At 56.9% G+C, this 13301-nt stretch carries 14 protein-coding genes; 6 read left to right on the top strand and 8 right to left on the bottom strand.

What is annotated here, in order from left to right; genetic code table 11:
* Positions 1–18 precede the first annotated feature (18 nt).
* From AC3DKS_RS12505 to AC3DKS_RS12495, 3 genes are all read left to right on the top strand, one after another.
* Positions 19–1533: a TolB family protein gene (locus AC3DKS_RS12505; protein WP_272608295.1), complete on the top strand. Its 1515-nt coding sequence runs from the start codon at positions 19–21 to the stop codon at positions 1531–1533.
* A 70-nt stretch (positions 1534–1603) separates the two neighbouring features.
* Complete coding sequence (locus tag AC3DKS_RS12500) at positions 1604–2455, top strand: alpha/beta fold hydrolase (RefSeq protein WP_015754003.1); 852 nt, start codon at positions 1604–1606, stop codon at positions 2453–2455.
* 46 nt (positions 2456–2501) lie between these two features.
* Entirely contained in the window at positions 2502–2924 is a 423-nt protein-coding gene (locus AC3DKS_RS12495; protein ID WP_015754002.1) for a VOC family protein, read from the top strand.
* 90 nt (positions 2925–3014) lie between these two features.
* Here the strand turns inward: AC3DKS_RS12495 and AC3DKS_RS12490 are convergent, their stop codons facing one another.
* From AC3DKS_RS12490 to AC3DKS_RS12470, 5 genes are read right to left on the bottom strand one after another with little or no spacing between them, the layout of a single operon-like run.
* The gene (locus AC3DKS_RS12490) at positions 3015–3203 is read right to left on the bottom strand and encodes a hypothetical protein (protein WP_015754001.1); all 189 of its coding nucleotides are present in this window, start codon (positions 3201–3203) and stop codon (positions 3015–3017) included.
* Positions 3204–3240: 37 nt separating this feature from the next.
* On the bottom strand, positions 3241–4212 hold the full coding sequence (locus AC3DKS_RS12485; RefSeq protein ID WP_272608291.1) for an aldo/keto reductase: 972 nt from the start codon (positions 4210–4212) through the stop codon (positions 3241–3243).
* A gap of 11 nt (positions 4213–4223) precedes the next feature.
* Positions 4224–4742, bottom strand: a complete 519-nt coding sequence (locus AC3DKS_RS12480; protein ID WP_336298667.1) for a GNAT family N-acetyltransferase — start codon at positions 4740–4742, stop codon at positions 4224–4226.
* A gap of 17 nt (positions 4743–4759) precedes the next feature.
* The gene (locus AC3DKS_RS12475; protein WP_272608290.1) at positions 4760–5389 is read right to left on the bottom strand and encodes a DUF2306 domain-containing protein; all 630 of its coding nucleotides are present in this window, start codon (positions 5387–5389) and stop codon (positions 4760–4762) included.
* Between the two features lie 28 nt (positions 5390–5417).
* Positions 5418–7142 (bottom strand): alpha/beta hydrolase-fold protein, encoded by a 1725-nt coding sequence (locus tag AC3DKS_RS12470; protein WP_272608289.1) that lies wholly within the window; start codon positions 7140–7142, stop codon positions 5418–5420.
* A gap of 167 nt (positions 7143–7309) precedes the next feature.
* Here AC3DKS_RS12470 and AC3DKS_RS12465 point away from each other — a divergent pair, with 167 nt between their 5' ends.
* Positions 7310–7471: a hypothetical protein gene (locus tag AC3DKS_RS12465; protein WP_272608287.1), complete on the top strand. Its 162-nt coding sequence runs from the start codon at positions 7310–7312 to the stop codon at positions 7469–7471.
* Between the two features lie 116 nt (positions 7472–7587).
* Here AC3DKS_RS12465 and folD read toward each other — a convergent pair whose 3' ends face one another.
* From folD to AC3DKS_RS12450, 3 genes are all read right to left on the bottom strand, one after another.
* Positions 7588–8466 carry a bifunctional methylenetetrahydrofolate dehydrogenase/methenyltetrahydrofolate cyclohydrolase FolD gene (gene folD, locus AC3DKS_RS12460; protein WP_272608285.1) on the bottom strand — a complete coding sequence of 293 codons (879 nt, stop codon included), beginning with the start codon at positions 8464–8466 and terminating at the stop codon, positions 7588–7590.
* 138 nt (positions 8467–8604) lie between these two features.
* Complete coding sequence (gene ffh, locus AC3DKS_RS12455; protein ID WP_272608283.1) at positions 8605–9936, bottom strand: signal recognition particle protein; 1332 nt, start codon at positions 9934–9936, stop codon at positions 8605–8607.
* Between the two features lie 152 nt (positions 9937–10088).
* Positions 10089–11861, bottom strand: a complete 1773-nt coding sequence (locus AC3DKS_RS12450; RefSeq protein ID WP_272608280.1) for a hypothetical protein — start codon at positions 11859–11861, stop codon at positions 10089–10091.
* Between the two features lie 125 nt (positions 11862–11986).
* Between AC3DKS_RS12450 and AC3DKS_RS12445 the strand changes: the two genes are divergently transcribed.
* Together AC3DKS_RS12445 and AC3DKS_RS12440 are read left to right on the top strand one after the other, a co-directional pair.
* The gene (locus tag AC3DKS_RS12445; RefSeq protein WP_015753992.1) at positions 11987–12484 is read left to right on the top strand and encodes an RNA polymerase sigma factor; all 498 of its coding nucleotides are present in this window, start codon (positions 11987–11989) and stop codon (positions 12482–12484) included.
* Positions 12485–12710: 226 nt separating this feature from the next.
* A complete protein-coding gene (locus AC3DKS_RS12440; RefSeq protein ID WP_272608278.1) occupies positions 12711–13199 on the top strand; it encodes a hypothetical protein in 489 nt (162 codons plus the stop codon).
* The last annotated feature ends 102 nt before the right edge of the window (positions 13200–13301 follow it).

The following is a 13301-nucleotide window of genomic DNA, read 5'->3' as shown; positions in this document are numbered from 1 at the left end:
CCACTCAACTCATACAACATGCGATCTATCCACACCCACCTCCTCCGGTATCTTTTGCCGGCTGCCTGCCTGATGGCAACACTTACCGGAAGCGCCCAGTCCGGCCCGGGCATCTTTGACAGAAACCAGGATATTGGCGGGGTACAGGTACCCGGCTCGGCCGAATATGAATCCGAAACCGGCACCTATCGGATCACCGGAGCCGGGGCGAATATGTGGTTTGGCAGCGATTCCTTCCACTACGCCTGGACCAGCGTCAACGGCGATTTTATCCTGCGGGCCGAAATGGCCTTTGAAGGGGAAGGGGCCGACCCGCACCGTAAAATCGGGTGGATGGTCCGGGAATCCCTTCGCCCCGACGCGGCCCATGCAAATGCCTGCGTCCACGGGGATGGAACAACCGCCTTGCAATACCGCGCGGCCACCGGGGCGGAAACCCTGGAAAACCCCTTGGAAACCCGCGCTCCCGATGTGGTGCAGCTGGAACGCCGGGGAGACACCCTGACGCTCTCCGTAGCCCGGATGGGGGAACCTTTTGAATCGGTAAGCCAGGTACTGTCGCTCGATCCGGAGCTGTTTGCAGGGCTGTACGTTTGCTCCCACAACCCGGGTGTATCGGAGACCGCGACATTCCGCAACGTGCGCATTATCAAACCGGAAAGCCCGCAGGATACGCCCTATCGGGATTACCTGGGAAGCCGGCTCGAGGTCCTGGACCTGAAGACGGGGTTGCGGAAAGTACTGTTTTATTCGGCCCATAGCATCCAGGCTCCCAACTGGACCACCGACGGAAAAACACTGATCTACAATTCCAACGGCTATCTCTATACGTACGACCTGGAATCCGGGCGCATCGGGGTCCTCAATACCGGGTTTGCGGATTCCAACAACAACGATCACGTACTCCTCCCCGACGGAAGCCGAATTGCCATCAGCCACCACAACCCGGACGACGGAGGGGTTTCGTCCATCTACCACCTGCCCATTGAAGGCAGCGACCATCCGGAAAAAGTAACCGGGGAAGGCCTGGGCGCTTCCTACCTCCACGGATGGTCCGCGGATGGGCAGACCATGCTCTTTACCGGCAACCGGAACGGGCAATACGACATCTATGCGGTGGATGTGGCCTCGGGGAAGGAAACCCAACTTACCAACCAAGAAACCCTGGACGACGGCTCGGAGTACAGCCCGGACGGCCAGTGGATCTATTTTAATTCCAACCGCACGGGCACCATGCAGATCTGGCGGATGCGGCCCGACGGCTCCGAACAAACCCAACTGACCCACGACCGGTTCAACGACTGGTTCCCGCATGTATCCCCGGACGGGAAACAGGTGGTAATGATCAGCTTCCCAACGAGCGTCCCGTCCGGCGACCACCCTTTTTACAAGCACTGCATGTTGCGCATCATGCCATACGAAGGAGGGCAGCCGGTGGCGATCGCCTATGTATACGGCGGGCAGGGGACCATCAATGTACCCAGCTGGTCTCCCGACAGCCGGTACATCGCTTTTGTGACCAACTCGGACTGAGGGCACTTTTGAGGCCTCGGATATTTCCCTTTATTTTGAAGTTGCAAGCACGAAAGGCAGCAGCCCCCCTATGAATAAATTACGCACCGCACTGAAGAGATTACAACCCCGGCTGATCGGCTGGTACCTGAACCTGCTGGTCCTTATCAGCCCATCCCGGGCCGCCCGGAAGGCGTTTTTCGTTTTCAGTAAAGTCCGCCGGGGCCGCGTACAACCCGCGCAGCAAGATTATTTGCAGGCAGCCCGGCACAAGGTGGAATCCGTGGCGGATCACCAGATCCAGACCTACCAATGGTCGGGTGACGGCCCGGTGGTCCTGCTGATCCACGGATGGGAGAGCAATACCTTCAGGTGGCGCAACCTCATCGGGCACCTTCGGGAAGCCGGGTTCCACATCGTTGCCTTTGACGCCCCGGCCCACGGTTATTCTTCCGGAACCTACATGCATGTCCCGATGTATGCCGAATGCGTGGAACACATGGTGCAGAAGTTCCAACCCCGGTACATCGTCGGGCACTCCGTAGGGGGAATGACGGCCCTGTATCACGCCCACCGGCATCCGAATGAGGGCGTGGAAAAAATCGTGACGATCGGATCGCCTTCCGAATTCTATGAAATTATGGAGGACTACCAGCGAATCGTAGGTTTTAACGACCGGGTGATGCAGGCACTGGACCAATTTATCTTTGAAGAGTTCGGGTACCACACCCATGAATTCTCCACCTCCCGGTTTGTGGAGGGGAATCCCAAAAAAGGGTTGATTCTGCACGACAAATCCGACCCGATTACCCCGTTTCACGCCTCCGTACGCGTCCACAACGCGTGGCGGGAAAGCGTGCTGGTCCCCACCGAAGGCCTCGGCCACTCCATGCACCAGGAGGCCGTCAACAAGCGGATTGTCGCCTTCCTTTCGGAATCCTGATGGGGCAGCCCCTGCGGAATTTTGTATTTTTGGGGAAAACCCGATCATGGAAAACATCACCCCCTTTCACGTCGCCATCCCCGTCCACAACCTCGCCGAATGCCGCAAATTCTACCGGGACGTTTTGGAATGCGAGGAAGGCAGGAGCAGCGACCAATGGGTTGACTTCAACCTCTTTGGCCACCAGTTGGTCATCCACTACAAACCCCGGTCCGCGGAATCCCTCCACACCAACCCGGTAGACGGGAAACATGTACCGGTACCCCACTACGGGGTGGTCCTGCCGTGGGAGACCTTCGAGGCTTTCTCCAAAAAACTGGAGGGCAAAGGAATCTCCTTCGTAATTGAACCCTATATCCGATTTAAGGGGGAAGTGGGGGAACAGGCCACCATGTTTTTCCTGGACCCCGCCGGGAATGCCCTGGAGTTCAAAGCCTTCAGGAACATGGACCAGTTGTTCGCCAAATAACCCGGCCCTTTGGGCGGGCTTTGCAACCGGGGTGAACCTAGAGGGCTGCCGGCCCGCGGCAGTTGGGGCGCAGTGGGCGGTAGTTTGGCGTCAGTCCCTTTTTTTATTCTTGCCGAACCGATCCATCGCCAGGAGGAACACGGCGTAGAAAACACCGAAGGCCAGGGCGTACTTCGCCTCCCTGAAAAAGGCTTCCGGAGTGTATACCCCTCCCAGCACGAGTTTGAAAATATAGAAGAATACCGCCCCGATCAGGGCCCGAAAAGCAATGCGTTTCATATGTTCTCTGGTTATGGCAACCCGGTTTCGCAACGGGCTATTGCGACCAACTCGTCGGGACCCGGTCCCAGCGGTGATCTCTTAATTGCTCCTTCAACCCCGCCGGCAGCCCCTTGCCGTCGCTTGTCCCGGTGTTGGCCTTTACGTGGGGCGCCTTGCGCATCCCGGGGATGATCGTGCCCACATCCGGATTCTCCAGGATAAAACGGAGGGCCATCTCGGCCATGGTCATCCCTTCGGGGACCAGCTCACGCAGCCGGTCTGCCCGGTCTGCCGATGCCTCCAGGTTCTCGGGTACAAAATACGTGGCGCGCCAGTCGCCCTCAGGGAAAACGGTATCCCGGGTGATGTTCCCGGTGAGTGTCCCCTCGTCAAAAGGTACCCGGGCAATCACCCCGATTCCATGTTCCCGGCAATAGGGAAACAGTACATCCTCGGGTGCCTGGTCAAAAATATTGTAGATCACCTGAACGGCGTCGATCAACCCGGATTCCAGGGCGCGCATTCCGTTTTCCGGTTCCCAGCGGTTCATGCTGATGCCCATTGCGGCAATTTTCCCCTGTTTCTTCAGGTCCTCCACGGCACGCTTCCATTCCTCACGGTCTGCCCAGCGGTCGTCCCAGGTGTGGAACTGCATCAGGTCGATCTGTTCCGTTCCCAGGTTGGCGAGCGTTTTGTCCGTATACTCCCGTATATGTTCCGCCGGATAGGACTGCTCCAGGCTGTATTCAGGCTTAGCGGGCCATTGGAAATTTTTCGGGGGGATTTTGCTGGCTGCATAGAGCTTTTTATCCGGGTGCCTGCGCAGCAATTCCCCCAACAACCGTTCGCTGTGGCCTTCCCCGTACCCCCAGGCGGTATCGAAGAAATTTACACCGCGTTCCACAGCCAGGTCCAGGGACCGCTCGGACTGGTCGTCGTCAGAACCTTTCCAACCCGCCATGCCCCACATACCGTAGCCAATTTCGCTGACCTGCCAGCCAGTACTTCCAAAATCTCTGTATTTCATAATATAAATATTTATTGTTCCGGGTTACCGGAGCTTCCGCCCCCCGGTGCTTCCCGTCCTTCCGGGGCTTCCGGTTGCAGACGGCCAAATCGTTTTTCAAAGCAAACGCTGTTATCGACCCCCTCATAGGGGGGATAATTCGGAATCCGAAGGTACCCGTGTTTTTCGTACAACGCAATGGCCTCGGGTTGCCGTTTCCCGGTTTCCAAAACCACCCGGGAAAAACCGTCTTCCCGCGCCCAGGCTTCCAGCTCCTTCAGCACCCGGCTGGCGACCCCGCGCCCCCGGTGGGCGGGCAACGTGTACATCCGCTTGATTTCCACCGCGTCTTCCCCAAAGGGTTTCAGGGCGCCGCATCCCGCGGGAACTGCCCCATTGTAGAGTACCACCACCCGGCCCAGGGCTTCCACCCCATTGAACTGGTTGTAAAAGGCATGGTCCTCCCCATCACGAGCGGCCAACTCCGCATCCAGGCGTGCCACCAGGGAACGGAAATCCGGGTTCTCGGATTGGGTTCTTTTGGGCTGCATACCCTAAAAATAAGCATTTACCCCAGTTCCATGCCCCGTCTGCGCACCCAAAACCAGGCAAACGCCAGGTTCGGGACCCAGCACAGCCAGGCCACGATCTTATACGCGGTCAAAAAATCCCCCAGGCCAAAAATCAGGACGGGCATCCAGATCCGGAGGGTAACCGCTGCAAAACAGGCGGCGTAGCTGTAGACCATCCAATGACCGTGTTGCCGGAAATCCGACTGCAGGACTGCCCGGTAGGCGCGAAGGGTAAAATATATCCAGAAAACCCCCAGAAGGAAGAAACCCAGCCCCGGCACCCAGCCACCGGTGGCGTAAAAGGACAGGAAGATGGCGCAACTCCCGCTGATCAGGACAGCCACCAGATAGATGGTCCCGAGCCTGCGGTGCCAGCTGAGATATTTCCTGCGGATACGACGGCTGAACTGCGTCCAGCCCACCAGCAAACTGAGGCCGCCCAGGGCGATATGCCCGTAGAAAGCTACCTGCCAGGAGGCCTGTGCCAGCAACTCGTCGCTTTTGGAGCCCAATAGCCCCATATCGCGGTCCATGGCCAGGTAGACCAAAGGATAGAGCCCGATGGCAATTGCCAGGGTGCCGAAGGCCACCCAGGACACTTTATTGGTAGTAGATCGCCAACTCATTGTATCGTTTTAATTATTCATCCGGGCACTACCGGTAGCGCCAGCTCTCCAGGTCTGCCCCGGGCGGTGCCGATTGGGCGATACGGTCCATGATCTTGGGTACATACATGCTGTTGTACCGGAGCCGGCTGATATGGTTCGGCAATTCCGGGTCCCCGTTCCAGCAGTGTTCGGCCCGGTCCCCGTACAGCACTTCCCCCTCGTAATACGGATCGGTGGTCTGCTCCAAAAAGTCCTCCATCAGGTACACGGCATTGTTCAAATAGTAATTATCCATGTCCCCGCAATAAATGTGGATTTTTCCCCGGAGGGAAGGTCCCAGTTTCTCCCAGTCGCGTTCCAGGATATGGCGCAGGTCGTAGTTCTCCCGCCAGTATTCGGCCACTTCGCGGTTGATCTCCCCGGAGTGCTTGTCCCAGATCCGCTCCGGATAGCCATCCGCTCCCTGGGGCGAATAAGTTGCCTCCCAGATATCCCATTGCTGGCCCGAGCGGCTTTTGTCGCCCAGGACGGCTTCCAGGTGGTTTTGCTCCCGCACCGTCGATTGGATATGGCCCAGGTAATCGCGATGCGCTGGCACTTCCAGTGTTTTGTGTTCGCTGTCGTACCAATAGGCGTTTTGGTCCTCGTAGATATTTGTCAGGCAATAGGCCCGGAAATCGATCGGGTCCGGGCAGGCCGCAAAACAGCCATTGTATTCTTCGGGGTATTTTACCTGGACTGCCAACGCTTCCCAACCCCCGGTGGAACCGCCGTACAGAAAGCGGGCCCATCCTTCGCCCAGGCCCCGGAACTGCTCTTCGATATACGGGATAAGCTCATAGGTGATCGCATCCCCATAGGGTCCCTGACTGGCCGAATTCACGGCATAGGAGTCGTCGTAATACGGGGTCGGGTGCTGGATTTCAATGATCAGGAATCGGGGGAAGTCCGGGGAGGTCCATCGCTGGTAGAAATCATAGGCTTCCTGTTGCTGGATAATGTTGTACCCCTCCACGTCAAAGCGCTCGGAATATTCGGGTTCCAGGCCCGGGTCTGGCGGCTCGGTGCGGAAACCGCCGAAATCCGAGGGGAAATGCCCGTGGAAGACCATCAGCGGATACCGGGCCTCCGGATGCTCCTCAAAACCTTTGGGCAACAGCACGTGGGCCCCCAGGTACATGTCGCGGCCCCAGTATTCCGACAAGCGCTCCGAGCGGATTCTAATGTGTTTGATCCAGGGGGTATCCGCGGGTTCCGGGATGGGCGGAATCTTCTGGTCCATCACGATTTCAAGGCCGCTGATCCCGTCTTCGGTAACCTGCACGGTGACGGGCTGGCTGTACAGGTTGCCGGGGGAACGGTTCCATTGCTGGCCTTCCCCGTTGTCCATGGGCAGTTTCACCGTATGCCCGGTGGAGAGGTTAAACGTTTCGTACACGTGCAACAAGGCCTGGGCCCGGTATTCCCCCAGGGGCACGCTTGTCAGGTCTGCATACGGGAAGCCGGGTTCCTCACCGGTAAAGCTCCGGGTCTCCCCGGGGGCCATACCATCCACGTTCATCCCGAAGATCAGCTGGGTGTTCAGCCCCGTGCCGATCTGGAACCTCGGTTCGCCCGAAGGGTCGCTGGACAGCATCAACAGCAGCCGGCCGTCCAGGGCAGAATCACTCGCGCCGCTGCTGAAGGACACCGAGATTTCTGCAGTGCGTTGGCCATCGGGATTCCCGCATGCCATCAGGAGGAGGCCTGCGAGGAATGGGAAGTATTGCATTCGCATTTATGGAATTTTCCAAAAAGATACGGGATTTTTGGCATCCGGGGTGCGCCGGCGGGGTGATCTGCAGTTCCCCCGTTCGTCGAAAACTTCATAAGAATTCCGCGTACCGGACGTTAGGCTTTTAAGAGTCACGGCGCAACATGCGCCTTAAACCGTCCGCTATGAAACCATTGAAGATGGCATGGGTTGTGGCGATAGCCGCAGGTTCCCTCCTGGGTTGCACCAACGATGAAATGGACCCGGAATTCGAAACACTGACCCCAAACGAGGAGGAGACGCAACTCCACCAGCAGCAGGAAGTAAGCCGGGAACCCGCCGGTTAACGCGGTCCCGGGAGGGGTGCAGGGATAAAAATTTCCGGAATGGGCCGGGTTGGCCTTGCCTGGCGGCTACAACCGGGACCAGCGGCATTGGCCTACCCGGGTTGCAGGAACCGGGATTAGCCCCGGTGGCGCTGCCGGGCCAGCAGGGTGTTTTTCAACAGCATGGCAATGGTCATCGGCCCAACACCGCCGGGAACGGGGGTAATCCAGGAGGCTTTTTTGCTGACGGCTTCAAAGTCGACATCCCCGCAGAGGTAATAGCCGCGTTCCCGGCTGGCGTCCGGGACACGCGTTATCCCCACATCGATGACCACTACCCCTTCCTTCACCATGTCCGCTTTCAGGAAATTCGGTACGCCCAGAGCGGAAACCACGATATCCGCCTGACGGGTCAGATGGGCCAGGTTCTTCGTGCGGCTGTGGGCCAGGGTAACCGTTGCGTTGCCCGCCGGGCCTTTCTGGCTGAGCAGGATACTGATTGGCCGCCCCACAATATGGCTCCTGCCGATCACCACGGCGTGTTTTCCCGAGGTTTCTATCCCATTGCGGCGAAGCATTTCGATAATCCCGTAAGGAGTGGCCGAAATAAACGTTTCGAGCTCCAGGGCCATCTTCCCGAAATTGGCAGGGTGGAAACCATCCACATCCTTGTCCGGGTCCACGGCCATCAGGATTTTCTGTTCGTCGATATGGGCGGGCAAAGGCAGCTGGACGATGTACCCGTCGATGGCCGGGTCCGCGTTGAGCTCCCGGACCACGGCGAGCAATTCTTCCTCGGTGGTGGATTCCGGCAATTTCTTAAGCGTGGATTCAAAACCGATGCGCTCGCAGGCCCGCACCTTGCTCCCCACATAGGTGAGGCTGGCGCCGTCCTCCCCGACGATTACGGCCGCCAGGTGCGGCACTTTTTCTCCTTTTTCCTTCATCCGGGCCACCTCCCCGGCAATTTCATCTTTGATTTCGTTGGAGAGCTTCTTACCGTCTAATAGGTTCATCGGGTTGGTTTTTAAGCAATTCTGGTTTTTCTATGGTATAGCTGTTGACGCTGTATTGGCCGGGTAATTGCGAAGCGGGTAACGGCCCGCATACTACGTACGGCCGGGTGCCCTGCTTCCGGACCGGTATCTTTGGCCCTAGGGCCGCATGTTCTGCATCATCTGCATCATCTTCTTGCCGCCGCCGCCCTGCATCATCTTCATCATCTTGCTCATCTGGTTGAACTGTTTCAGGAGCTGGTTTACCTCCTGGATACTCGTGCCGCTTCCCGCAGCGATCCGCTTTTTACGGCGGGCGTCCAGCAGGGACGGATTGGAGCGTTCGTCCGGCGTCATCGAATAGATGATGGCCTCGATGTGCTTGAAGGCGTCGTCATCGATGTCCATGCCTTTGAGCGCCTTGCCTGCCCCAGGGAGCATCCCCACCAGGTCCTTCATGCTGCCCATTTTCTTGATCTGGTGGATCTGGCTCAGGAAATCGTCAAAACCAAACCGGTTCTTGGCGATCTTTTTCTGGATCTTCCGGGCCTGCTCTTCGTCGAACTGCTCCTGGGCGCGCTCCACCAGGGAAACCACGTCGCCCATCCCCAGGATCCGGTCGGCCATACGGGAAGGGTGGAATACATCGATGGCCTCCATCTTTTCCCCCGTACCGATAAATTTGATGGGCTTGTCCACCACGGATTTGATGGAAATGGCCGCCCCCCCACGGGTATCCCCGTCGAGCTTGGTGAGTACCACCCCGTCAAAGTCCAGCACATCGTTAAAGGCCTTGGCCGTATTCACCGCGTCCTGCCCGGTCATGGCATCCACCACAAAGAGTATTTCGCCGGGGCTAACCGCGTCGCGGATATTCGAGATCTCGGTCATCATCTGCTCGTCCACGGCCAGCCGACCGGCCGTATCGATGATCACCACATTGTGTCCGTTTTGTTTCGCGTGTGCCACCCCGGCCTTGGCGAGTTGTACCGGGTCCTTCACTTCCTTGTCGGAAAAGACCGGGACGCCGATCTGGTCTCCCACCACGTGCAACTGGTCGATAGCTGCCGGGCGGTAGACGTCGCAGGCCACCAGCAGGGGGTTCTTTGTTTTCTTTGATTTGAGGAAATTGGCAAGCTTCCCGGAAAACGTGGTCTTACCCGAACCCTGAAGGCCGGACATCAGAATTACCGCCGGGCTCCCCTGCAGGTCCACCCCTTCGGCCTCCCCGCCCATGAGCTGGGTGAGCTCGTCCTTGACAATCTTGGTCAGCAGCTGCCCGGGCTGCAGCGTGGTAAGCACGTTCTGCCCGATGGCCTTTTCCTTGACCGTATTGGTGAACTCCTTGGCGATCTTGAAGTTGACGTCCGCGTCGAGCAGGGCCCGGCGGATTTCCTTGGTGGTCTCCGCCACGTTGATCTCCGTAATCTGCCCGTGCCCGCGAAGCACGTGCATCGCCTTGTCCAGTTTCTCGCTTAAGCTATCAAACATAATTTGCCTCGTTTTTCAGCAATGGCAAAGGTACGAATCCGGAAGGGATTAACATAGGGCCAAAAAAAGAGCGGCTTCCCTTTCGGGAAACCGCCCTTCCGTCAAAATTGGGGCAAAAAAGAATTTCAGTTGAAATTCATGGTAACAATCATTTATTTTTCAAATACGAGTACCGAAACTTTACCGTCTCCGCTGATATCCTTCAGCTCAATCCGGCTTTCTGTCATGGAGACAAATTCCCAATCCTCGGTCAGTTCCGACAGCAGGTCATCGTCGTCCCCGAGGTTCAGGTAGCATTTGATCTTGCCTTCGCTGTCGCGAACAACACGCCAGAGTCCTTGTTTCAACGGATCCATATTGGTGCTCACCGTGAGGACGTGCTCGGCGCCGAAATTGAAGTCGAACCCGGCAAATTCAGCCGTGGCGTCAACGGTTTCCTCCATGTAGGTCTCCGTATAGGCAGCCACCATCCAGTCGCCCCCCATCAGGACATTGCGGATTTCGGCAACGTCGTTGTCAACAGTCCCCGGGCATACGCGCAGCAGGATCAGTTCGTAGTCGATCTCCTCCACCTCGAATTTCAGGCGGTTGTCCAGGAGTTCGCGCAGCGGCCATTCAAAGTTGACCCCGGGCTCGTCTCCCATGGAGATGGCCAGTACCAGTTGGCCTTCGGTATTGGTGGCTACTTCCCAGGTGCCTTCGCTCACGGTAACCCCGTTGCTCAGCGTTACCACGCCTTCGGCCTGGAACTCAAATTCATATCCGAGCAGGCGGTCGATCTCCTCGCCCTGGTTCTTCACCTTTTTAATGATCCAGCTGCATTCGCGCAGGATTTCGGCAAGGGTTCCCGGCAGGATGCCACCGGGGTCGCCGCAGGCAATTTTCATGATGATGCGGTTTCCTCCCTCGGCAAAGAGCTTGATCTTGCCATCGCCGATATCGTAGACCAGCCAGGTCAGGTTAAAGTCCACCAGGGTATCGAAGCTGAGTTGCAGCAAGACGCCGTGGTCGGACATCCGCAGGTTCCATTCGCCCACCAGGGTATTGCCTTCGCGGTCTTTCACTTCCACAGCGCCATCGACGCCGAAGAACATTTTGTAGGCCTCATACCGATCCGAGAGGTTTGCTGCATCCCGTTCTACGGTCAGCACAATCCAGGGGCATTCCGTCAGCAGGTTTGCCAGGCGCTCCTCGTCAAAGTCGTCGTCGTTGTAATCGTCATCGTCGTCCTCATCACAGATGTCGCGGGCCGTATCGAGGGCAACTGCCAGTTCTTCGTTGCTGCTCACGCGGATCTCGGTTCCGTCGTACTTCACCAGGGTGATCGGGTACTGGATGCTGATGATATCGTCACCCCCGCGTTCCTTCAGGAAGCGCTGAAGCTGTTCGTCGCTCTCCACAGTCACCTGGCCGGTTTGCGTATTGCTTACGTCGAAGGTGTAAAAGGTTATCGGATAGACGAAGTCGATACATTCGATATCGTCATCGTCCCCGCCTTCCACGCAATCGCGGACCAATTCCTCCAGGGCGTCGGGGCCCTCGATGACCAGCTCGTCCAGGTCTTTGGTGGTGATGGTAATGGGGAATATGATCTCCAGGATGTCCTCATCTTCTTCAAACTCGTCAAAAATTTCCTCGATCAGGTGGAGGTCTTCCCGGGAATCAATCACCAGGTCGATTCCGTTTACATTCACGGAATAGGGGAAATTCAAGGCAATACAGCTCGAACCATCGACGATATTGTCGAAAGAGCCATCGAGGCGGGCGGTCTTCTCAATAAGCAGGGCCGTTGAGGAATTCGCCGCAAAGGATTCGCCTTGTGTATCCGCGGTATTTACCTCTTCAAATTCCGACTGGCAGGAGGTAAAGGCCATAATAGCCAGAAGGAATAGTGTGTAGGTGGCGAGGTTAACATACTTTTTCATAACGATTTGGATTTTTGTTGAATGCTCGTTTCCTATAGAACAACCAACTTTTGAAATACCCTACCGGATTGTTAAAATATTTGGGATATCTTTGAAAAACGCGTCCAACCCATCAAAACACCCGTATGGACAACGTCTGTGACGACCAGGTATATAGCGAGATCTTCCGCACCCATTCAAAAACGATTTTCAACTACATATATTATAAGTTCGGCAATGAGGAAAAAGCCCACGATGCCGTTCAGGAAGCGTTTGTAAAGCTCTGGGAGAATTGCGCCAAGGTGGCCCCGGAGAAAGCCCGGGCCTTTGTTTCCACCGTGGCGAACAACCTGTACCTGAATGTTATCAAAGCCGAAAAAGTCCGGTTGAAACATCGGGAACCCGGCGGAAACGTGACGCGGGAAAGTCCCGAGTTCCTGCTGGAAGAGCAGCAATTCAAGGAAAAACTGGAAGCCGCCCTTTCGGCCCTGCCCGAGAACCAGCGGACCACCTTCCTGCTCAACCGGATCGACGGGAAAACCTACGTGCAGATCGCCGAAATCGAAGGGGTGAGTGTCAAAGCCATCGAAAAGCGCATGCACCTGGCCCTGAAATCGCTCCGGGAAGAGATCGACGGTATCTGAACTTCGGGCGGGACACCTGTTAATAATTCACAGTCAACCACTTACAGACCAACTGGTCGGTTTGTAGGTTCTGACACCAACCGGGGCGCCATTCCCCGGAAAAATCATACATCTTACCGAAAATCAGCCGATTAGAAGGCCGTTCAACCCGGGCAGGGCGCAAAATTTCCTATTTTGGGCTTCCCTGAGCCGGATTTCCGCGGATTTCAGGCTGTGCAACCCGTAAATGAGAACACCTCAAACAAACCAGCAAGTCCTGTCGCTACCCGAGTTGATGCGGATAACCGCCGAGCTGCGCGCCAATGGCTTCCGCCCTTCGCGTTCCGCGGCCGGGCACACCTCCCGGCAACTCCGGGGGGCGGTGGCATCCTTCCTGCACTATCGCCGCAGTATCCGGATGGCTTTATTTGTCCACCTGATGCTGGTAATGCTCCTGTTGGGATCCTGGCTGGCTTCCCCGGGATGGTATACTGCCGCGCTTTGCCTGGGCTGTTTTACAGGCTTCCTCTGTTTTTTGCTCATGGGGCGCTACCACCGCTCCGCATACTTCCAGAGCCTGGGCCAGAAACGGCAGATCCGGGATCATTGGATCGACCTCCTGGGGCTGCCGCTGTATTTCCTGTTGTACTTCCGGTTTGAAAAGAAGATGCGGGAAGAACTGTCCCGCCTGTTTCACGAGCTCGGGCTGACCTCCCACCTGCGGGTCGTCCACTGAAATCAAATGCGGTTTGTCCACGGATTCCACCTCACAGCCAAAACGCACCACACACCGATTATTTAATATCTTTACCCGGAATACGTCAAAAAATGGATATTC

This window comes from Robiginitalea sp., from assembly GCF_982776155.1.
The sequence above is the reverse complement of the archived record's forward strand: the minus strand, read 5'-3'. Positions and strand labels throughout refer to the sequence as shown.

Coding starts and splice junctions, on each gene's coding strand:
- AC3DKS_RS12490 (WP_015754001.1), bottom strand. CDS start 3,203: ATGAAACGCATTGCTTTTCGGGCCCTGATCGGGGCGGTATTCTTCTAT.
- AC3DKS_RS12450 (WP_272608280.1), bottom strand. CDS start 11,861: ATGAAAAAGTATGTTAACCTCGCCACCTACACACTATTCCTTCTGGCT.
- AC3DKS_RS12475 (WP_272608290.1), bottom strand. CDS start 5,389: ATGAGTTGGCGATCTACTACCAATAAAGTGTCCTGGGTGGCCTTCGGC.
- AC3DKS_RS12485 (WP_272608291.1), bottom strand. CDS start 4,212: ATGAAATACAGAGATTTTGGAAGTACTGGCTGGCAGGTCAGCGAAATT.
- AC3DKS_RS12495 (WP_015754002.1), top strand. CDS start 2,502: ATGGAAAACATCACCCCCTTTCACGTCGCCATCCCCGTCCACAACCTC.
- AC3DKS_RS12445 (WP_015753992.1), top strand. CDS start 11,987: ATGGACAACGTCTGTGACGACCAGGTATATAGCGAGATCTTCCGCACC.
- AC3DKS_RS12470 (WP_272608289.1), bottom strand. CDS start 7,142: ATGCAATACTTCCCATTCCTCGCAGGCCTCCTCCTGATGGCATGCGGG.
- AC3DKS_RS12465 (WP_272608287.1), top strand. CDS start 7,310: ATGAAACCATTGAAGATGGCATGGGTTGTGGCGATAGCCGCAGGTTCC.
- AC3DKS_RS12480 (WP_336298667.1), bottom strand. CDS start 4,742: ATGCAGCCCAAAAGAACCCAATCCGAGAACCCGGATTTCCGTTCCCTG.
- AC3DKS_RS12505 (WP_272608295.1), top strand. CDS start 19: ATGCGATCTATCCACACCCACCTCCTCCGGTATCTTTTGCCGGCTGCC.
- ffh (WP_272608283.1), bottom strand. CDS start 9,936: ATGTTTGATAGCTTAAGCGAGAAACTGGACAAGGCGATGCACGTGCTT.
- folD (WP_272608285.1), bottom strand. CDS start 8,466: ATGAACCTATTAGACGGTAAGAAGCTCTCCAACGAAATCAAAGATGAA.
- AC3DKS_RS12440 (WP_272608278.1), top strand. CDS start 12,711: ATGAGAACACCTCAAACAAACCAGCAAGTCCTGTCGCTACCCGAGTTG.
- AC3DKS_RS12500 (WP_015754003.1), top strand. CDS start 1,604: ATGAATAAATTACGCACCGCACTGAAGAGATTACAACCCCGGCTGATC.